Here is a 19,419-nt window from a genome sequence, read left to right as displayed (position 1 = left end):
ACTGTCAGGCAATTATCAGTGTGTTTTGTGGGTGGTATTAGGAGTTCGTACCCCTCTCTACCATTACTTTTGAAAAATGGTATGACTACAAAAGTTTGAGCGGGTGCATCTCAGTGAAAGCAAAAATACTGAGTCTGGAAAGCTGACAATAGCTAAAATCCTTATCTGTCTGAATTGACAAAGGTGAGATGCACCCAGTTTCATCCCCCTAAATCCCCCTTAAAAAGAGGGACTTAAATTGATCATTCGATGTGTAATTTTCACCTGCGAGAATTGGTATAACTTACTCGTTTAAAACTACAGTTTTTTTCGGGTAAACGACAATAACGACATTCCGAGAGGTGGGGTTGCCGAGGCGGAAAATCGGGACGGGTAAGAGAGGAGAGAACTTGCTGAAAATGAGTGATAAAATCTCGATCGATCCGTTGATTAGGTATATCGATAATTCGATCGGAATAAATTAAACGTCCGTGGGGAATTTGACCCTTGCAGAGGGATTTTGTTTCCGGTGCGTGGGGGAGTAGAAGCATATAGAGGAGGATTTGGTAAAGATGGGAGGTTTTTTCCCGTCCACTTTTGCAGTCCTCCACCACTACCCAATTATCCTTAATTGCCACGATATCAGGACGACCGGCAATACAGATAGAATAGGTTTTTCCTTTGACTTTAAAAGAGTTAGCATTCTCCACATTAACGCTAAAACCCAGATTTTGTAATTCGATCGATCTTTGTATAACCATTTTGTCATGATCGCTGCTATCGAAGTCGCTGGGGAGCAAAGAAATATGATAATTTGTCGGCAACCAATTCCCATAATGACAGTTTTTTTCTTTGGCCATCAGTTGCGCTACACGAGTTACCCAAGCATAGGGAGTTAACCGTTTTTGAGATTGTTGGAGAGGTTGAGTCATATTCGCTGATGGGGTGAGATGGTTTATTTTTCTGCTAACAGTCATTTCGTGGTGATTGAACGCTACATATCGACAATAAACCGCAAATACAATGAAAATCTAGTGATATTAAAGGAAGATAAGCCAAAATTAAAATCTCTTATCTTCCCTTATCTTCCCTAGCCGATTTGTTTTCTATGGAGTAAATTAGTGATAGCCAAATCTGATATAGAGAACCGATGGATGAAAAAAAAAACGTTAACGGAGACAAAAAAACGTCAACGCGGTTTACAAGTAAAAACTAGCGGATTAGTGTTGATAGAGCGTAAAATGCGAGAAAATGGCTACAAATATAGCTCGCGAGAAGAAATTTATGCAGCATTGGCCGAGAAAACAGAATTATCTCATGAGACCATCAAAAATGTATTTCATCCTCAGTGGGGGAAGAATCCCGAAAGAAATACTGTACAAAAGCTTGCTAATGCTGTAGAGATAGAGCCATCAGATATCGTTGAGGAATGGATAAAAACGGAGACTAAACAGGAACCGAAAGCTGAAACGATACAAAATCAGACTCTCTCCCACGAAGTCTTTACAAAAATGCTCGCAGAACAAATTAAACGCATGACCTCAAATCCTTTAACCGTAGGGGATGATATTAATTTAGAGCGAGATAAAATGTATGTTCCTTTGGGATTAATAGAACGGAGAAAAAAACCTAGAGTTAAGGATGGGGAAGCGAAAAAAGGATCGAGATTTTACGATTCCCAAGAAGAAATCATCCGCAGATTTGAAAATGATCAGTTTTTCTGTGAGGTAATCGAAGGGGGAAATAGTCCTAAAAGTGCGGGAAAACGAATCGCAATTATCGGTGAACCCGGTGCGGGAAAAACTACCCTACTACAGCAGATAGTTGATCGCGTTTCACAAACACATCCAGAAGATAGAATTATTTGGGTTTCTCTCGCAGATTTGCCAGGGGATAATTTAGAGAATTATTTACTTGACAAATGGCTAAAAGTAGCTTTAAAAACCTTTGAGGTTAAACCAGAATCAAAACAAGCATTAGTAGATATTTTCAATACCGAGAGAGTTTGGTTATTACTAGACGGACTCGATGAGATGGGGATTAATAACCCATTATTCTGGATTCGTAACCAGATTGAGCAAAGTTGGCTCGCTGCAGCAAGAATCCTGTTAACCTGTCGGTTGAATGTGTGGGATAATGGTAAGAATTATCTCGATAATTTCGATATTTATCGGAATTTAGATTTTGATGAGGAACAAGTTAAGGATTTCATTGGTCGGTTTTTTATCAATGATCATGAGCGTTCTTTATTGCTTCAAGGTGAGTTAAATAAATCGGGAAAAGAACCTATTCGAGATTTAATTAAAAATCCTCTACAATTAACTTTACTTTGTTACGCTTGGCAAAGACGAGAGGGTTCTTTACCCGAAACGAAAGCGGGTTTATATAAATGGTTTGTGGAAACTCTATACGAATGGAAATCTGAATATTTTCCCACTACATCGTCACAGCAAAAAGAGTTAAATCGTGCCTTGGGAGAATTGGCAAAGGCAGCAATTAATCAACCATCAAATCGTTTCCGCTTAAGTCGTGAGCAAGTAGTTAAATATTTGGGTGAAATCGATCAACCTTTAGGTAAATTAGCTTTAGATATAGGTTGGTTAAACATCGTTGGGGTTGCAGAAGAAAATCCAGAGGAAGAAGTTTATGCTTTCTTTCATCCCAGTTTTCAAGAATATTTTGCCGCTTTGGTTATTGATGATTATCAATTTTTCTTGAATCATATTCCTAAAAATCCAGAACAAGGAGTCTATAGAGTTTTTGAAAATCAATGGACAGAAGTTATTTTATTATGGTTAGGACAGCAAAGTGATCAGATAATAGCTGAAAAAAATAAATTAATGGAGGAGTTGTTTAATTTTAATGATGGTTGTGGGTTTTGTAATTTTTACTGGCTTGTTTCTTTTAAAATTCTGATAAAGTTTTTAGGTGAATTCAAACAATATTGCAATTATGATAAAATTCTCACCAAGGCCATTCAAATAAATTTCGGTGAAATTGATATAAATACGGGGGAAATATATCATTATCCTTATGGGATCGATTCACGTAGGCTCTTACACTCATTGTATGAGTTTGAAAAAGATAAATTTATTGCCACTTTAACAAACTATTGCTTGATTATCGAGAAGAACTGCAAACTGAATAAAGCAGAAAATCTGGCTCGTTTATTTGCTTTTCTATTGAATTATGACAGTAGCAATCAATTAGGGATATCAATTGGTCTTCATCTATTGATAGATGAAGAACTAGATTATCTTTATCGTTCATGTGTGCTATGGACTTTATCGGAGCAGCCGCAAACAGGAAAAACTATTTCAGAAACTCCAGAGCTAATATCGATATTGTTAAAAAAACTCAATCAAAAACTGTGGGATATTATTCCTAAAGCAAACTCTCAAAAAAAATATTATCTTTTTTTTCTAGAACATAAGGAAACCGTGGACTTTATAGAAAGATTAGCTATTACTGATCCATTAATTTTTGATAACTTTTTTTCCTCTCTTATGACTGAACCAGAATTTTCTAAAAACAAAGAAATAATAATCTATGAGATTTTAGAAAATTGGGATTTGTTGTACAACATGGGTCGCTTGACTATTTGGTATCAAGAAAATATTTTCAATAAATTAGAACATAGTAAGATATTTGATAGTCAAGACAAAAAATCTTTATTAAATAAGCTAGAAAATTCAGACTGGGAATATCTTTTTGAATTAGACATGGAAGGTGAAGACACGGAGCTTGAAGTACAATATGTGAAAATTTCAGAATTCATCGAAACATATACAAGTAATATTAGCATAGACTATTATTCCGAGGCTTTAGCATCTATAATTAAAGGTAGTTATCCAGATTATTTTGATCGAATTCCAAATCCAATTGAAATTGACTATGAAAGTATGTCTAAAAACGATGTACTATATCTAATAATCAAGTCACTAAAAAAATATTTGACCGAAGCTTATAGCAGTTATGATACAACAACTTTTGAAGAATCCTATAGAGTTTGCTGCCAATGTGTTCAACAGATGACCTACCCCGAATTTTATAAAGCGTGGCACGGTCAAAATGAAAACAGCATTCCCGAAGAACTACAATCGCAACACTTAGACTATATTCTCGAAAAAATTAAAACAAATAACCCCAATGTTCGCACTATTGATATTAAAACAATAAACCAAGAGACTAACCTCGATCGCCTTGCGAAAGGTCTTGGTAATCGTATCTTGACAAAATTAATTTCTCCGATTAATGATGTCTATGATTTAGAATGGTGTCTCAAGACTGAAACCCCAAATCTTGCCCTAATTTTTTATGGTGATGATCCGAGGGATTCTTTTATTCAACTTTGCCAACTTATCAGCGATTTTGCTTCTATTGCCATAATCACAGATAAACCTATTGAACAGCCAATACAAGGATTTTTACCCAATCAAATTAACCTCGAAAATGCCTTACAAACTTGGCTAGAAAAAATGGTAAAATAAATTATTGATCCGAAAAATTCACCTAAGCATCATTCTCAGGTTAGACTAAAAGGGGAAATTTAATCATAATCGCAGTTGTCCTAACTATGGTAGAAAAAGTTCGTAAAACCGAGACGGAATGGCAGGCCCAGCTAACTCCCGAACAGTTCCAAGTTACTCGCAAAAAGGGAACAGAACGGGCTTTTACGGGTAAATACCACGATAATAAAGAAAAAGGTATTTACAAATGTGTCTGCTGTGGTACGGAGTTATTTACTTCCGACAGCAAGTATGATTCGGGTACTGGTTGGCCGAGTTTCTCGACCGCTGCTAACGAGACTAATATCAAGTACGAACGGGATATTAGTTTTTTCATGGTGCGGACAGAGATTGTTTGTGCCACCTGTGATGCTCATCTCGGTCACGTTTTTAATGATGGTCCACCCCCAACGGGAAAACGCTATTGTCTCAACTCTGCCGCTTTGCAGTTTGAAAAAAATCCCTAAAGCAAAAAGAGGTCTGGAAAGACCTCTTTTTTTTAAGTTCTAGTGGCAGCCGATTACAGTAAACCTGTATTAGTTCCAGGTTTGCCAGTAGCTAACTGCACTTTGACAATTTTGCCGCCCATTTTCATGATGCGTTGTTGCTCACGAAACCAATTATCGTAGGGAACGAGTTTGGTAAAATAGGTATTTTGTAATTCCCGTTGTGTCCGAATGCGGCTTTGGCTAGGAACACAAGCGGTGATTTTGAACATCCGCATGGATTGATTTCTCCTAATCGCTGAAAAACTTGTCGCTCAAACTAACGAAGGCCTTTTTCTAAAATAACAAAGGTCGGGAGTCAAGGATCAATACTAGCTCGTCAAAACCTATCTTGGACAGATTCAGCCTTTAAAGACCTAGCACTCATCCTCGGCTTCCCGAACCCTATTTCGTCCGAGTTCGTTACTTCTAGCTTAAGCCAGAGCTAATGTAGTCGAAGTAAATCCCCATTTCTTTACCCGCATCAGCACCAACTAAACTAGCGGTGACTTCTTTCATCGCTTGGATAGCTTGAACGGTGGAGGAGATGGGTACACCTAAAGAGTTGTAGGTTTCTTTCAGTCCGTTGAGAACGCGCTCATCGAGGATAGAAGGATCTCCAGCTAACATAGCGTAGGTAGCATAACGGAGATAGTAGTCGAGGTCACGGATACAAGCGGCGTAACGACGGGTGGTGTACATATTACCACCGGGACGGGTTACGTCAGAGTATAACAGGGACTTAGCCACAGCTTCCTTAACGATACCAGCAGCGTTGGCGCTAATGACACTAGCGGCGCGCACGCGCAGTTCACCGGTGGCGAAATAGCTTTTCAGTTTGCCGAGAGCATTAGAGTCAAGGTATTTGCCTTGAACGTCAGAAGAGTTGATAACAGAAGTAATTGCGTCTTGCATGGTGGTTCTTCCTTGGGTTTTGCTTAATCTTAAGAGGTTTACGAGGGGTGTGTCTAGAACAATTCACAAAGGAGTTATTCTACGACATAGAGCCGATCACGTAATCGAAGTAGGAAGAAGCTTCAGAAGCATCGTCAGAAGACATAAGACCAGTAGCAACTTCTTTCATTTCGCGAACGCTTTGAGCTACGGCACCGATGTCGGTTCCTAAAGATTTGTACATTTCACGCACACCGACTAAACCGATTTCTTCAATCGGGGTGACATCACCAGCAACTACTCCGTAGGTGATTAAACGTAGGTAGTAGTCCATGTCACGCAGACAGGTAGCGGTCATTTCTTCGCCGTAAGCGTTGCCCCCGGGGGAAACGATGTCAGGACGTTTTTGGAATAAGCGATCGCCAGCTTGTTTGACGATGGTTTCGCGAGCGCCAGTTAGGGTTTCAGCGATGCGTAAACGAGCGGCACCACTGGTAACGAAGGCTTTAATTCTGTCCAGTTCGCCGGGGCTGAGGTAACGAGCTTCAGCATCAGCATTCACGATCGATTTCGTGACGATACTCATTGATGGATTCCTCCCAACTAAGTGAGATTAATAAACTTAATCTGACATTTTATAGCAGTTGTGGTCACTACGCTCAAGTTATCTCGTTTCCGCCTTAGCGTCTCAAGACTTCCCTAGCTAGAGCGACCTAACGCAACTATTTTGCGGCATCTGGTTCACCTTCTCACTATTTTCGTAATACTTTTTAACATTTGCCCGAAGAAGGGAGCGCCGGAGTGGGGTGTGGGGAAGTGGGGTGTGGGGTGTGGGGTGTGGGGTGTGGGGAGAATCAATAAAACTAATCTTCTGACGACCGACGACCGACGACTGATTTAACCTAGCCAATTAATTGCGCCTTTAATCCAGTCTTCTGGCTGAGTATTTTTACTAAATAAAGCATCTTGACTGAGGACTGCTATGGCTCGATCGATCTCCTCTTGACTGTATCCTAAAGCTAAAAGGGTCATCTGCACATCTTCGCGTATCTCCGCTGCTGGTAGTATTGCCGTGGTTGTCGCCGTCACTTCTTTTAGCTGTCGCCATGCTGCCAATTTAGTTTTTAACTCTAAAGCGATTCTTTCTGCTGTTTTTAAGCCGACTCCGGGGGTTTTGCTCAAAATTTTAGTATTTCCTGTTACTATTGCCACCACAAGTTCCTCAATCCCCAAGGTATCGATTAAAGCTAGGGCTAATTGCGCCCCAACTCCATTGACGGAAAGCAGTTGACGAAACAGATCTCGCTCTGAGGCGGTGCCGAAACCGTACAATAAAGGCTGCTCCTCGCGAAGGATTAGGTGAGTAAAAATCTGACGACTATCATTGTTATCTTTGCCGATGTCTAGGGCTAATCGCGAGGGAATTTGGATTTCGTAACCGATCTGGTTTACGTCTAAAATCAAGATCAGTCGGTTATTCGGGGTTTTGATCACCTCGATCGCTTGTCCCCGTAAATAATTAATCATTGATTTAATTCTCCTACGAAAATAACCGAACCACAGCAATGACGGTTTTTACTCCCTGAAGGAATGCTGGGGAGATTTTCATTTTTGTTACAATTGTTAACAGAAGTGAATGGCGCAATTGATAACCTAATCTTCTTGGCGTTAGTCCCCCATAATTGGAGAAGATACAAAATGAATGGCAACATTAGAGTCGGGAATCTCTTTGGAATTCCCTTTTATATTAATCCTTCTTGGTTCTTTGTTCTGGGGTTAATTACCTTAACCTATGGGGGAGATTTAAGTCAGTTTCCCCAGTTAACGGGAATTATGCCCTGGCTCTTAGGATTTTTTGCCGCTATTCTCCTATTTGCCTCCGTGGTTGCCCACGAATTAGGCCATAGTTTTGTTGCCATCGCCCAAGGTATTGAAGTTAAATCAATTACCCTATTTTTATTCGGTGGTTTGGCAACTCTCGGCAGAGAATCGAAAACTCCCCTAGAAGCTTTTCTAGTAGCAATTGCTGGCCCTTTAGTTAGTTTACTGCTCTTCAGTATTTTCCTAATTATTCGTCTCAATATTAGCTTAAATGCGCCCATGGCGGCGATTCTTTCTCTGCTGGCCTATATCAACCTCGCCCTAGGGTTATTTAACCTGATCCCCGGTTTACCTTTAGATGGTGGTAATATCCTTAAAGCCATCGTTTGGCAAGTAACGGGTAATCCCAATAAAGGGGTTTTATTCGCTAGTCGTTTCGGTCAATTTTTTGGTTGGTTAGCGATTGTCATCGGTGCGCTATCAATTCTCGGAATCACTCAATTTGGCAGTTTTTGGACGCTATTAATTGGCATTTTCCTCCTACAAAATGCCGGCTTTTCCGCTCAATCAGCTAAGGTTCAAGATTTCCTAAGTCGCTACAGTGCTAAAGATGTTATCTCTCCTAATAGTCCTGTAGTGCCGATTAATTTAACCCTGCGCGAGTTTGCTAATAATTATGTTATCGGTAAACAACAATGGTCTAAATTTCTAGTTACCGATAGCGAAGGTAAACTATTAGGGGTGATTAATGTAGAGGATCTGAAAACGATTCCCACTTCCCAATGGACAGAGGTAAATATCGGCCGGTTATTACAAACTAGCGAAAGTCTCAAACTGGTTTTGTCTCATACTTCCCTCCTAGATGTGGTGAAAATTTTGGAAGGAGAAAATTTATCTCAAGTGACAGTGGTAGAAGAAAACGGCACGGTTTTGGGGTTAATTGAGAAAGCTTCTATCCTTACTTTTCTCGCCCAAGAAACCCAAAGTCAAACCGCTTAATCAGTTATCAGTTATCAGTTATCAGTTATCAGTTATCAGTGAGCAGTGAGCAGTTATCAGTGAGCAGTTATCAGTTATCAGTGAGCAGTTATCAGCTAGAATCAGTTAGGTCAATGTAATTTTCACCTCAATATTGATGAATCATTCTAATCGCTATCTGTTAGGATTTATCCTTGTTGTCGCCGCTTATGTAACTTTAATTGCTCCAGAAGTTAATAACCATATACAAGCAATGCTCGGAGGATCATCATCAAATTTACAAGCAAACAGATATTCTGAATTTATTAGTCTTGTAATTAATGCGAGTATTTTAGACCTTATATACAAATGGTTTTCAGGAAAGTATAATTTATGAGTTATCAGTGTTAAGTTGACGACTCACAGAATTTTGTCTAGTATCTCCTGACTATACTGACTGTCGCATTGCTTGCCATAATTGCTCGTATTCTTGCTCGGTTGCTGGGGATAAAGGGTTTAGAAAATCGCTTTTTTTGATCGCTTCTGGATTGACAAGTAAAGGATTATTTTTAATATCTGAGGGAATTTGGTCGGGATTTTCAGTGAGAACTAGGGGTGATAATCCAGAGGTAAATAAAGAAATTTTAGTAGCGGATTCTGGTTGCCAACAAAAATCAATCCATTGCTGGACAAGAGAATTAGGAGTAGTTAAAACTGGTTTTACCCAGACATCTGACCAGAGAGAAGTGCCGGATTTGGGGACAACAACTTTAATTTTATTATAGCGATCGCTCACTGGTAAAATATCATTAGACCAACCCACAGACAGCCAGACATCACCGAGTATCAGGGGTTGTAAATAATGTTGAGAACTATAAAATTTTACCTGTTTTTGTAAAGCGAATAGCTGGTCTTTTAGTGCCGTAACTTGCTTTAAATCACTAGAATTATAAGAATAACCCAATTTTTTTAGGGTTAAACCGATGACTTCGCGACGATTATCAATTAGGGCAATTTTACCGGTTAATTCCGGTCGCCATAGATCGGACCAATCCTGTGGTCGCCAGTCAAATTGAGCGAATTTTTCCTCATTATAGGCAATTACTGTCATTCCCCAACGGTAGGGCGCAGCCCAGACTTTTCCCTCTGTTTGCGGTTGTCCTTGGGCATTGCGAGTCATATTTTCTTGCCAACGGGGGGGCAGTTTTGACCAATTAGAGAGTTGAGAAGTATCTAGGGGTTGAATTAAACCGTTGCTAATCGCTTTTCCTAGCCAAGCATCCCCTAGGGTGACTAAATTACCGATCGCTGGGTTTTGTTCCGTAAAAGGGATAGGAATCGGAAATTGTGAGGCTGGTTGCTCCTGATTTTTCAACCATTTTTCCAACAATTTTAATAGCTCTTTCAGCTGCCTTTCCGACTGAAAATTGACTTTTTTTTCGGCAATAGTTTTCCGAAAGTCTGTTAGTAATCGCGGCGGAATCGAACCGGAGAGGAGAAAAATGCTCGGCTCGCCGCTTCCAGAAGCGCAGCCACTCAAACCTCCCGCTAAGGCGATTGTACCTAATCCTTGCAAAAAAGAACGTCTATTTAACATATCGCCCGCCGATTCTCAACTTCAACAGTAATAATTGCCAATTTCTAGCCTTGAATTATTATAGGACGATTTTTAACAGAATGTAAACTAGGGAGTTTTGCCGCTACCGATTTCAGCTATAGATCAGCTTTGTTGTTAACTTTTATGGTAGAAAATTCTGATTTTGTCCTAGTTAAAGCTAGGATAGAAGCAGTAAGCTAAGGGGCGAGGGTATAAGACCATGTCCAACAATCATAATCGAGATTTTCGTTATTCTTGTCGTTGTGGACAAGCCAATTTTCAGTCGGTAAAACATCGATCGGGTATTTTATTAATCGGGGGAGCGGAAGGAGGTAAATTAGGAGAAGATCAAGCGACCACATGGTTATTAAATCGAGCTAAAGGCGGTAATTACTTAGTGCTGCGCTTTGGCGATCTTGGTGGTCAAGCCGATTGGATTTGCGACAATTATCCCTCCCTGATCGGCTCGGCGGCGGAACTATCAATTGATAGTCGTGAAGGGGCGAATAATCCTGATGTTATCGAATATATTCGTAATGCCGATATCCTTTTTTTTGCCGGTGGTGATCAAAATCAGTACGAGGATTTGTGGGAAAGCACAAAGGTGGAAACAGCGATCAATTATCTAATCAACGACAAAAAAGTTCCCGTGGCGGGAACCAGCGCAGGAATGGCTATTCTGGGGGATTTTTACTATGCGCCTACTCACGAAGGAGTACTGAGTTCAGAAATATTAAATAATCCCTTTCACTTCAACACTAAAGACTTCTATTGGAGTGATTTTATTCGGGTTCCTTTTCTCAAAAAAGTGGTGACAGATACCCATTTGGATCGACTCAATCAAGATCATCCCGAAACGAGATATGGTCGCCTTTTTGGTTTTTTAGCCCGCAATGTACACGATAATCACAATCAACTACCTGCCTACGCTATCGGTTTAGAAGAAGGTGCTTTTCTGGCGATCGATGAGCATGGTATCGCCAAAGTCTATGGCAACGGCACCGATAAGGGACAAGATGCCTATTTTCTGCAAACTAACGGGACTCTACCCGAACAGATGGAGCCGGATCGGCCTTTAATCTGGAATAATAACGGTCAAGCGGTGAAAGTCTATCGCATCGCGGGAACTCCCTCCGGCAGCGGTGAATTTGACCTCAAGGATTGGTCTAGTGCTGCTGGCGGTGGCTGGGAATATTGGTACACTAAAGGGGGAATAGCTGGGTTTAAGCGGATTCCGGTGGCTTGAAGGTCATTTTTATCAAAAAAGTTATTTCTCTGGGTGTTATGATTAATTTTGAGGCAATACGGAGAATTTTTTGAGCTATGACCCCTGAATTAATCACTTTTGGTCGGTATCTCGCGGGTGAATTTGAAAATCAACAGCAAGCGCAAGCAGAACCGGTGTGGTACGTTCACCTGCGCTTATGGTTGCGTCCGCTGCCTTTATTTCGGGAAGACAGCATCGCTCTTTTTGCCGAACAGGCGAGTATAATCAATTTAGACCAACCCTACCGACCGCGACTGTGGCGATTAATGCGATCGGAATCGGCAGGGTTAGAGGTTAGGCATTATATGTTTAATGACCTGAAATCCGTGCAAGGTGCGGGCAAAAATCCCGATATTTTGCGAAAAATTAGCTTAGAAGACTTAACTTTCCTGCCTACTTGCACTTTATCGGTCAAAGTCAATACTCTCCCTGATAATCAATATCAGTTTATCGCCCAACCGCAACTAGAACAGCGCTGTCAATTCACCTATGAGGGTACAACCTATCAGGTGGCTTTAGGTTTCGAGGTGACGAGTCATAGCCTAAAAACCTACGATAAAGGTCTAGATCCCAGCACTGGTAAGGGAATTTGGGGTGCTCTGCTCGGTCCCTATCAATACGAGAAAAAACGGGATTTTTCGGCAGAATTGGAGGTGTGAGGAAGATTGCATCACATTAGGTCAAAATGACGGCAGATAACACCGCAAAGAGCCGCTAAAGCGGTAATTCCTAAAGCTGTACCGATGTCTTGTCCTTGATTGACGGCAAAAGAAGTGACGATTCCTGCACCTAAACCGGCTGTGATTGCCGCTCCGAGAAAATCTTTATCCGAGTTTTTATACATAGAGATAAGGCCAAATTTCGACAAAATCGTGCTTTTTACCTTATCATCCTCTTTTGAGCCACTAATCACCTGGGGGCGGAATTGCAATCAAGCTTTAGATTTAGCCACGTTTCTTAACATTAAGTCGGGTCAGATAGATAGGGGGTAAAATCGATGAAATTAGCTAAAATCTCTTTTTCTGGCTTTTTAACGCTGATTATCTCCCTTTTGCTAATACTGAGTTTTGTTAATGCCAGCAAGGCACAATCGGATACGGCGGTAAGATCGGAGTTAATTAGTCTCCGCAATCGAGTCGAGCGCCTTGAAAGTCAGGTCCGAGGAATAACCATCCGCGGGGACAATGCCGCTCCCATTCCCCAACGGCGATCGGGAACAGGTATAGTAAATGGGGAAGTAGTCGGGGAAAGTGACCCACTGTTCCAGCGTTTAGCCACTTTAGTAATTGAACTAAAGGAAGATTTAAAAAAGCTAGAGCAACGGGTGCAAATCTTAGAAAAAGAAACCGTTAGTCAGAAATCGTCGTCAATTGATGCTATAACGATCGAAAGTTAAATTGATCTGAAACTATGCAGTTAATTGATTATGTAATTGTGCTGCTGTATCTGGCAGCAACCCTAATAATCGGGATTATAGCCGAGAAAAAAGCTTCTCAAGGTCTAGAATCCTACTTTTTAGGTAATCGCAATTTGCCCTGGTGGATGTTAGGCGTGTCGGGAATGGCGGCTAACACCGATTTAGCGGGAACTATGGTCATTTCTGCTCTAATTTACGCCGTCGGTCCAAAAGGACTATTTATCGAAATCCGCGGCGGTGTTGTCCTAATTATGGCCTTTCTCATGGCTTTTATGGGCAAATGGAATCGCCGGGCCCAAGTTATGACCATGGCGGAATGGATGCAATTTCGCTTTGGTCCGGGAAAACAGGGAAATTTTGCCCGAATTATTAGCGCTGTCGCCACTCTCTTATTCTCTATCGGTGCGATGAGTTATTTCTCCGTTGCGGGGGGGAAATTTTTAGGGCAGTTTTTGGGCATGGATGATCGTCTTGCTTCGGTGATATTAATTCTTCTAACCTTGATTTATACGGTGGCCAGTGGTTTTTATGGTGGGGTAATTACCGATTTATTTCAAGGTTTTCTGATTTTTGTGGCGGTAATTTATGTATCGACAGTGGCCTTTTTTACTGTTAATCTTCCCGATAGTTTCACGGTGGCAATTCCAGGGGCAGCGGAGCCAAAAACTTGGAATTTAAGCGAATGGGCGAGTATTTTTCCCTCCCTGACTTTGGATTTACCTGGAGATTATGCCATCTTTAATTTGTTTGGTGGGGTGATTTTCTTTTATTTAGTTAAAACCATCATCGAAGGTTGCAGCGGCAGCGGTGGTTATATGTTACAACGATACCTAGCCGCCAAAAGCGATCGAGATGCCGGTTTATTATCTTTATTCTGGATTGTTCTGCTTTCTTTCCGTTGGCCCCTAGTCACAGCTTTTGCGGTTTTAGGTATTCACTACGGTTTAACCGAAGGCACGATTACAGATCCAGAAAGAATTCTGGCCACGGTGATTACTCAATACATTCCCGTGGGGATGAAAGGGTTATTAATTGCTGCTTTTTTAGCGGCGGCTATGTCCACTTTTAACGCAGTTATTAACGCTAGTGCTGCCTATTGGGTCAAAGATATCTATCAAGCTTTTTTGAAACCGAATGCGGGAGAAAGGGAGTTAGTTTTTCAAGGTCGTTTAGCCTCGGTTTTTGTGGTCGTAATTGGCTTAGTTTTGAGTTTTAATATCCAAAATGTTAATGATATTTGGGGTTGGTTAACCACGGGATTAGGGGTAGGATTAGCAGTTCCTCTCCTATTACGTTGGTATTGGTGGCGCTTTAATGGTTATGGTTTTGCCGTGGGAACTTTAGCGGGAATGATTGCGGCTATTGCCTCACAAGCGATAATTTTAGCTTTCTTTCGTCACAGTCAATATCAGGAACTTATTCTCTTTCTTGTGCCGAGTTTGTTCGCTTTAGCTGGCTGTATTATCGCTACTTTGTTGACTCCTCCCACCGATAGTTTAGTCATGGAAAATTTCTATAATGTTACCAGACCTTTTGGCTTTTGGGGAGAAGTACGTCACAGTGTTAAACCTAACCTACAGGCAAAAATTAAAGCGGAAAATCAACGGGATATCATCGCCGCTTTTCTCACTGTTCCTTGGCAATTAGTCCTCTTTATGATGGGGATTGTTTTAATCATCAAGCAGTGGCAAAGTTTGAAGATTTTGGCTTTGGTTTTTCTTTTACTTTCCATCGGTCTCTATTTTACTTGGTATCGCCACTTATCTAAGGAAATTACTGTCACTAAAGACCGAGATTTAGGTTAGGCAGTTATCAGTTATCAGTTATCAGTTATCAGATTTTAGTTTTAAGTGTGCAGTAGGGATATACTGAGGAAGAGGCATTAACTAATATACAAGATGCAATGAGTATCTTGCAGCCTTGGAAAAACGCTGGCAAGATGGGGAAATTCCTGAAATTAAAATGCAGGTGTAACTATTTGACAGTCGTAGAATTTCGTAAACTATTATGATTGCGATAAAATTAGCTAAAATTTCTCTTTCTTTCGACTCAGCCCTAGATTTGATGATTAATTACATAAGCTTTAAAAACAGGATTCAAACATAATAGAGCGTTTTCATCTTTTGCCACTATTATTCGTCTGATTAGAGATTGAATTACTTTCAAAGAATCTGTATAAGCTAGAGAAGTTTGGTCGATCATTTCTTTAATAGAAATAGGTCGATTAAAATTTGCTAATTCTGTTAGCATTAGTTTCTCTGATTCTGTTAAACTTTGCAAAATACTTAATAAAGTCTGCTCTAAAGTTTCTTCGGCAATCGGGTATTTAATCTCCAAAAAGTCAGCAACCTTACCTAAAAATGTCTCTTGAATAAAACTAGCAACTAATTCTAACCAAAGAGGATGACCTTGATAACATTTAATTAAGGCTTCCCAACTGTCTTCATTTAATAGATTATGATGGCGCAAAATTTCTATGGCATCTTCTCCTAAACCTTCTATGATTAATGTTTTAATGAATTTATTTTTCTGCCCATAAAAAGTCGTATCAATAGGTTTTTCTTGACTCAACAACAGTAAACAGCTTTGATGATTGACTTCAGCAATGCTTTTAAACAATAGTTGATAATCTTGGTACTCTTTGTGATAATTACCTGCTAGTTTTTTAGAATCAAATAGACTTTGTAAATCATCAAGAATAATCAAACAGCGATGGCTTTTTATTAACTCTAAGAATAAATTTAATTTCTTGTCAAGACTTTGAGAGAGCTTCAATTGAGGATTGATAGAGGGTAAAATTTCACTTAAAAGTTCATCTAATTTTGGACAAAAATACAAACTTCTGCGAATAACATAGTTAAAATTATCTTTGATTTTATCAACCAGTTTCAGAGAAAGTGTGGTTTTACCAATTTCTTTTAAACCTAACACATTAACCAAGCGGTATTTCTCCGCAACTATCCAAGTTTCTAGATTATTTAATTCGGCAACTCTCCCATAAAATTGAGTTATTTCAGGAATATGACCTAAATCTAAATAGGTACGATTATTGTCAGGTTGAGATTGGTGGTTATTGCCATTAGACGCAGATAGATTAGAAGTACAGAGATTGACATTATTAAGAGAAACAAAATCTCTACCTGATGAAATATGATTATAGAACTGAGATTTCTTTAAAACTGCTCTAATATTTGATTTAGTAATATCTTCCCCTAAAACTTCTGACAAAATTTTCCATAATTCTGAAGCACTATCTCGAATATGACCTTCACTAAGATGAGATTCTTTGGCAACTTCTGAGTATTTGTAACCTTCTAAGGTCCCTTGCAAGATAGTTTTTTGAAGATAGTCTAGATGTTGATCTGTTTTGGCAAAAACCAACTCATCTAAGAGATTTAACACCGTATTAGATAGATTAGCTTGAAACATGGACTATAGATTAGGTAAGTTTTTTACTTATTTTAGCTGATATTTCCGATATTTCAGATCAATTGTTTGGCTGTAAGTTCCGACTTTTCCGACTGACTAAACTCAAGACTACGATGTATCCTAAGTAATTAAGCAGTTTCAAGGCTTTATTTAGCCAATCTAAAGAAAATGTGTGATAGTACAGATTCTAGTATATCAGCAATAACATTTTTGTACTACTGTTGGCTGATTATTTAAGTTATAGCGGTTCTCGCATCTGCGAGGCACACTTTAACCTTTGTTGATTAAGCTTTTCAGGATTGAGAATGTACCTCTTGTGAACAGGAAACGCTATAGATGTACATTAAATCTATAGAGGAGTAGATTTTGCTGATTTTTCGACCTTATAAAATTTACTAAATAGAGGACAATGAAATGATAAAAATTGCCAAGTTGTCAATTATCCTAAGTCTAATGTTATCTTTAACGTCCTGTGATCAAGCTTTTTACGATAAGCAACAGCAGGAATCAAAAATTGCTCAAATGCGTGATGCGTTAGAGGTTGCTTTAGAGGCTAATTTAAAATATAGAGAAGCCGATGTCAATTGCGGATGGTTCAATAGCAATTTAACATCTAAAATTATTATGATCCCTTTAAACAAAGATGTTATTGATGCTACTGTAGCCTATAAAGTAGCCTTAGAAAATCTTGCGGAGGATGAAAAAAATAAACTTTTGCAAAAGAGTTATCAGCATTTTCTCAGAGGAAATACTGCTACTTTTGTCATAATGATTATTAATAATGATACACTCGAACATGGAAAAAATTTAATTTACTTTAATGATTTTAGAGAAGATGTCATTTTACTTAGTGAAAGTCAAAGAGTTCATAAGCTGAAGAATTATGACACTAATTTATCAACTTTTTTGAGTCCAGGTTTAAACATGGGATATGTTTCTTTTGAAAACTTTAGAAATGATCAAGATAAAGATGGTTTTATGGATACTTACACAATTCGTCTTGATCGTCTTATTTTAACCTGTAGTAACCAACAAAAAAATTACCAAACAATAGCCCTCCGTTTTGATGAATCAGAAGTTCATTTTGTCGATTTAATTGCTCAAGGTATGAGCAAAGAAGATATTAGAAATAAATGGGTTGCTGAACCTTATCAAGATGTTGGCTTAAAAGCTAATGACGTAGCAAATTTATTAGTTTTTGTGATTAAAATCTTATAGATTTTAACTATTGTCGAAGATTACATTATTATAAATATCTGCTATCTCTACCTCAACCCGCAAATATTTTAAAGTTATTATAGGAAGATTTTTATAAGCTTTTAAAAACCCGCAATCGCCTTCTTTTTGAAACTGTTCAATATAACATTTTTCCTGAGAAATTAATAAATATTCCTGAAAAGTTGGAATGGTTCGATAAGCAGTAAATTTATCTTCTTGATCATAATTAAAAGTATCTGTGCGTCTTTCTTGATAAGTCAGAGGTTCAGACATTACCATAATATCAGGATAAGTGGCCATTCGCCGCTCAGGTATCCATAAACGCTGAACAGTGACAAAAACGGCATAACATTGATTTGTGAGCGCGGTATATAAAGCCACTAATAAATTAGCAATAATGCGATTATTAGTCGGTGTTCCTACTATCATAGCAATAATTTTTCCATCAACCTATTCATGAGGAGTTTGTGATTGTATTTCTGGCTCAAAATATACTGTTTACTGTTTACTCGACCGAATCTAAAACCTAATTGGTTAAGCTAAAAGCTTTGATGTGCTTAGTTTCTAACCTTCTTTTTAGGCAGGAGAATTGTCAGACTCTTTCTTTTGCCTGTTGTCTGTTGCCTTTTGCCTTCAGAAGCTGATCACTGAAAAGTCTCCCCAAACCCTCACCGCTCAAGGAATTAGAAGTTTCACAGAATAATTAGGAGTGATCCCTTGACTTTGGCGGCGGCTTGGGTTATGATTCTCTTATAATCGGATATTTGTGTTTATCACCAACTGCTTAGATTTCCATTATGAATAAAGTCTTTTAAAAATATTATCCCAAAATCTGCCAAAAAAAGCAAGCAAAATTTTGCCGTCAATTGTTAAGTTTTGTTAAGAAAAATAGCAAGAGCGGTAAGGAATAGAAATCCCTTACCGTTGACTTTAGCCGGACTCACCACTTCTTATAGGGTAAAAACTTACCCGACATGGTAATTTTAACGCGATCGCCTTTAGGGTCTTCCTCCTTATCCACGTCGAGGGTAAAATCGATCGCACTCATAATACCATCGCCGAATTTTTCATGAATCACCGATTTTAGGGGCATTCCATACACCTGCATGATCTCGTAGAAACGATAAATCAGGGGATCAGTGGGGACAACTGGACCCAATCCCTTGACAGGATACTCGGTTAAAGATGCGACGATTTCGGTTCCCAGTCCCAAAGCTGCCACAATTTTCGTTGCTTCCTCTAGGGAGGCGCTCGCTTGCCGGTAAAAAACAGCGGCAATCCACACCTCATCTCGTCCTAGAATCGCTTCTAGGTCAGCGAAACTCAGTCCTTTTTCCTTCTTCGCTTCCAATAGTTTTGCAGTAATTTCGGGTATCATCGCTTATTTTTGCAGAATTTGTCTGCTTCTAGTTTACCTGAACATCAATTATATAAGTAAAAGTTATGACATTGATAAAAAAACATTTCTTAAAACCCCTTTACATAACTATAAAAAGCCGATAGTATTAACTCATGTCAAACAACGAACCTTGACAATCTAATACATACAGAAATTATCCAACCATGACCACCACTCTACAACAGCGCGAGAGCGCTTCCCTGTGGGAGCAGTTCTGCCAGTGGATTACCAGCACCAACAACCGTTTATACATCGGTTGGTTCGGTGTGATCATGATCCCCACCCTGCTCACCGCCACCACCTGCTTCATCATCGCCTTTATCGCCGCTCCTCCTGTAGATATCGACGGTATTCGCGAGCCTGTAGCTGGTTCCCTACTCTACGGAAACAACATCATCTCTGGTGCTGTTGTTCCTTCTTCTAACGCGATTGGACTCCACTTCTACCC

19 protein-coding genes and 1 pseudogene are annotated in these 19,419 nt (G+C 39.4%); 10 read left to right on the top strand and 10 right to left on the bottom strand.

The window, feature by feature from the left end; genetic code table 11:
- Nucleotides 1-260: 260 nt before the first annotated feature.
- Nucleotides 261-911, bottom strand: coding sequence for a PD-(D/E)XK nuclease family protein (locus H6F92_RS19385; RefSeq protein WP_190359136.1), 651 nt, complete (start codon nt 909-911; stop codon nt 261-263).
- A 222-nt stretch (nt 912-1,133) separates the two neighbouring features.
- Between H6F92_RS19385 and H6F92_RS19380 the strand changes: the two genes are divergently transcribed.
- Both H6F92_RS19380 and msrB read left to right on the top strand, forming a co-directional pair.
- The gene (locus H6F92_RS19380) at nt 1,134-4,469 is read left to right on the top strand and encodes an NACHT domain-containing protein (protein WP_190359135.1); all 3,336 of its coding nucleotides are present in this window, start codon (nt 1,134-1,136) and stop codon (nt 4,467-4,469) included.
- A gap of 68 nt (nt 4,470-4,537) precedes the next feature.
- Entirely contained in the window at nt 4,538-4,954 is a 417-nt protein-coding gene (msrB, locus tag H6F92_RS19375) for a peptide-methionine (R)-S-oxide reductase MsrB (RefSeq protein ID WP_190359143.1), read from the top strand.
- A gap of 53 nt (nt 4,955-5,007) precedes the next feature.
- Here msrB and H6F92_RS19370 read toward each other — a convergent pair whose 3' ends face one another.
- The 4 genes from H6F92_RS19370 to ruvA all read right to left on the bottom strand — a co-directional run bounded on the left by H6F92_RS19370 (nt 5,008) and on the right by ruvA (nt 7,393).
- Nucleotides 5,008-5,211 (bottom strand): phycobilisome linker polypeptide, encoded by a 204-nt coding sequence (locus H6F92_RS19370; RefSeq protein ID WP_002739162.1) that lies wholly within the window; start codon nt 5,209-5,211, stop codon nt 5,008-5,010.
- Nucleotides 5,212-5,401: 190 nt separating this feature from the next.
- Nucleotides 5,402-5,887 (bottom strand): allophycocyanin subunit beta, encoded by a 486-nt coding sequence (gene apcB, locus H6F92_RS19365; RefSeq protein WP_002758327.1) that lies wholly within the window; start codon nt 5,885-5,887, stop codon nt 5,402-5,404.
- A 79-nt stretch (nt 5,888-5,966) separates the two neighbouring features.
- Nucleotides 5,967-6,452 (bottom strand): globin family protein, encoded by a 486-nt coding sequence (locus tag H6F92_RS19360; protein ID WP_002744263.1) that lies wholly within the window; start codon nt 6,450-6,452, stop codon nt 5,967-5,969.
- A 311-nt stretch (nt 6,453-6,763) separates the two neighbouring features.
- Nucleotides 6,764-7,393 carry a Holliday junction branch migration protein RuvA gene (ruvA, locus tag H6F92_RS19355; RefSeq protein ID WP_190359134.1) on the bottom strand — a complete coding sequence of 210 codons (630 nt, stop codon included), beginning with the start codon at nt 7,391-7,393 and terminating at the stop codon, nt 6,764-6,766.
- 171 nt (nt 7,394-7,564) lie between these two features.
- Here ruvA and H6F92_RS19350 point away from each other — a divergent pair, with 171 nt between their 5' ends.
- Together H6F92_RS19350 and H6F92_RS19345 are read left to right on the top strand one after the other, a co-directional pair.
- Nucleotides 7,565-8,686, top strand: coding sequence for a site-2 protease family protein (locus H6F92_RS19350; RefSeq protein ID WP_416338785.1), 1,122 nt, complete (start codon nt 7,565-7,567; stop codon nt 8,684-8,686).
- 136 nt (nt 8,687-8,822) lie between these two features.
- Nucleotides 8,823-9,041, top strand: coding sequence for a transferase (locus H6F92_RS19345; protein ID WP_190359132.1), 219 nt, complete (start codon nt 8,823-8,825; stop codon nt 9,039-9,041).
- 51 nt (nt 9,042-9,092) lie between these two features.
- On the opposite strand, the gene H6F92_RS19340 is transcribed toward H6F92_RS19345, so the two are convergent.
- Entirely contained in the window at nt 9,093-10,241 is a 1,149-nt protein-coding gene (locus H6F92_RS19340) for a substrate-binding domain-containing protein (RefSeq protein WP_190359131.1), read from the bottom strand.
- A 220-nt stretch (nt 10,242-10,461) separates the two neighbouring features.
- On the opposite strand from H6F92_RS19340, the gene H6F92_RS19335 reads away from it, so the two are divergent.
- Together H6F92_RS19335 and H6F92_RS19330 are read left to right on the top strand one after the other, a co-directional pair.
- Complete coding sequence (locus tag H6F92_RS19335; protein ID WP_190359130.1) at nt 10,462-11,487, top strand: cyanophycinase; 1,026 nt, start codon at nt 10,462-10,464, stop codon at nt 11,485-11,487.
- Between the two features lie 77 nt (nt 11,488-11,564).
- Nucleotides 11,565-12,167, top strand: coding sequence for a chromophore lyase CpcT/CpeT (locus tag H6F92_RS19330; RefSeq protein ID WP_190359129.1), 603 nt, complete (start codon nt 11,565-11,567; stop codon nt 12,165-12,167).
- Nucleotides 12,168-12,178: 11 nt separating this feature from the next.
- Here H6F92_RS19330 and H6F92_RS19325 read toward each other — a convergent pair whose 3' ends face one another.
- The gene (locus H6F92_RS19325; RefSeq protein ID WP_002791720.1) at nt 12,179-12,352 is read right to left on the bottom strand and encodes a hypothetical protein; all 174 of its coding nucleotides are present in this window, start codon (nt 12,350-12,352) and stop codon (nt 12,179-12,181) included.
- Nucleotides 12,353-12,505: 153 nt separating this feature from the next.
- Here H6F92_RS19325 and H6F92_RS19320 point away from each other — a divergent pair, with 153 nt between their 5' ends.
- A complete protein-coding gene (locus tag H6F92_RS19320; protein ID WP_190359128.1) occupies nt 12,506-12,904 on the top strand; it encodes a hypothetical protein in 399 nt (132 codons plus the stop codon).
- Between the two features lie 14 nt (nt 12,905-12,918).
- Complete coding sequence (locus tag H6F92_RS19315) at nt 12,919-14,730, top strand: sodium:solute symporter family protein (protein ID WP_190359127.1); 1,812 nt, start codon at nt 12,919-12,921, stop codon at nt 14,728-14,730.
- Between the two features lie 250 nt (nt 14,731-14,980).
- Here H6F92_RS19315 and H6F92_RS19310 read toward each other — a convergent pair whose 3' ends face one another.
- Nucleotides 14,981-16,354: a helix-turn-helix domain-containing protein gene (locus H6F92_RS19310; protein ID WP_190359126.1), complete on the bottom strand. Its 1,374-nt coding sequence runs from the start codon at nt 16,352-16,354 to the stop codon at nt 14,981-14,983.
- Nucleotides 16,355-16,807: 453 nt separating this feature from the next.
- On the opposite strand from H6F92_RS19310, the gene H6F92_RS19305 reads away from it, so the two are divergent.
- Nucleotides 16,808-17,572 carry a hypothetical protein gene (locus tag H6F92_RS19305; protein ID WP_043996313.1) on the top strand — a complete coding sequence of 255 codons (765 nt, stop codon included), beginning with the start codon at nt 16,808-16,810 and terminating at the stop codon, nt 17,570-17,572.
- Between the two features lie 3 nt (nt 17,573-17,575).
- Here the strand turns inward: H6F92_RS19305 and H6F92_RS19300 are convergent, their stop codons facing one another.
- Both H6F92_RS19300 and cynS read right to left on the bottom strand, forming a co-directional pair.
- Nucleotides 17,576-18,010 (bottom strand): Uma2 family endonuclease, encoded by a 435-nt coding sequence (locus H6F92_RS19300; RefSeq protein WP_223211750.1) that lies wholly within the window; start codon nt 18,008-18,010, stop codon nt 17,576-17,578.
- Nucleotides 18,011-18,512: 502 nt separating this feature from the next.
- Nucleotides 18,513-18,950, bottom strand: coding sequence for a cyanase (gene cynS / locus H6F92_RS19295; protein ID WP_012264521.1), 438 nt, complete (start codon nt 18,948-18,950; stop codon nt 18,513-18,515).
- 185 nt (nt 18,951-19,135) lie between these two features.
- On the opposite strand from cynS, the pseudogene H6F92_RS19290 reads away from it, so the two are divergent.
- Nucleotides 19,136-19,419, top strand: a pseudogene (locus H6F92_RS19290) (photosystem II q(b) protein); the annotation flags it as partial.

The sequence above is a fragment of the Microcystis wesenbergii FACHB-1317 genome (genome assembly GCF_014696875.1).
Classification (GTDB): Bacteria; Cyanobacteriota; Cyanobacteriia; order Cyanobacteriales; family Microcystaceae; genus Microcystis; species Microcystis wesenbergii_A.
Note: the sequence above shows the minus strand (reverse complement) of the source record. Positions and strands in the feature narration are given on the sequence as shown.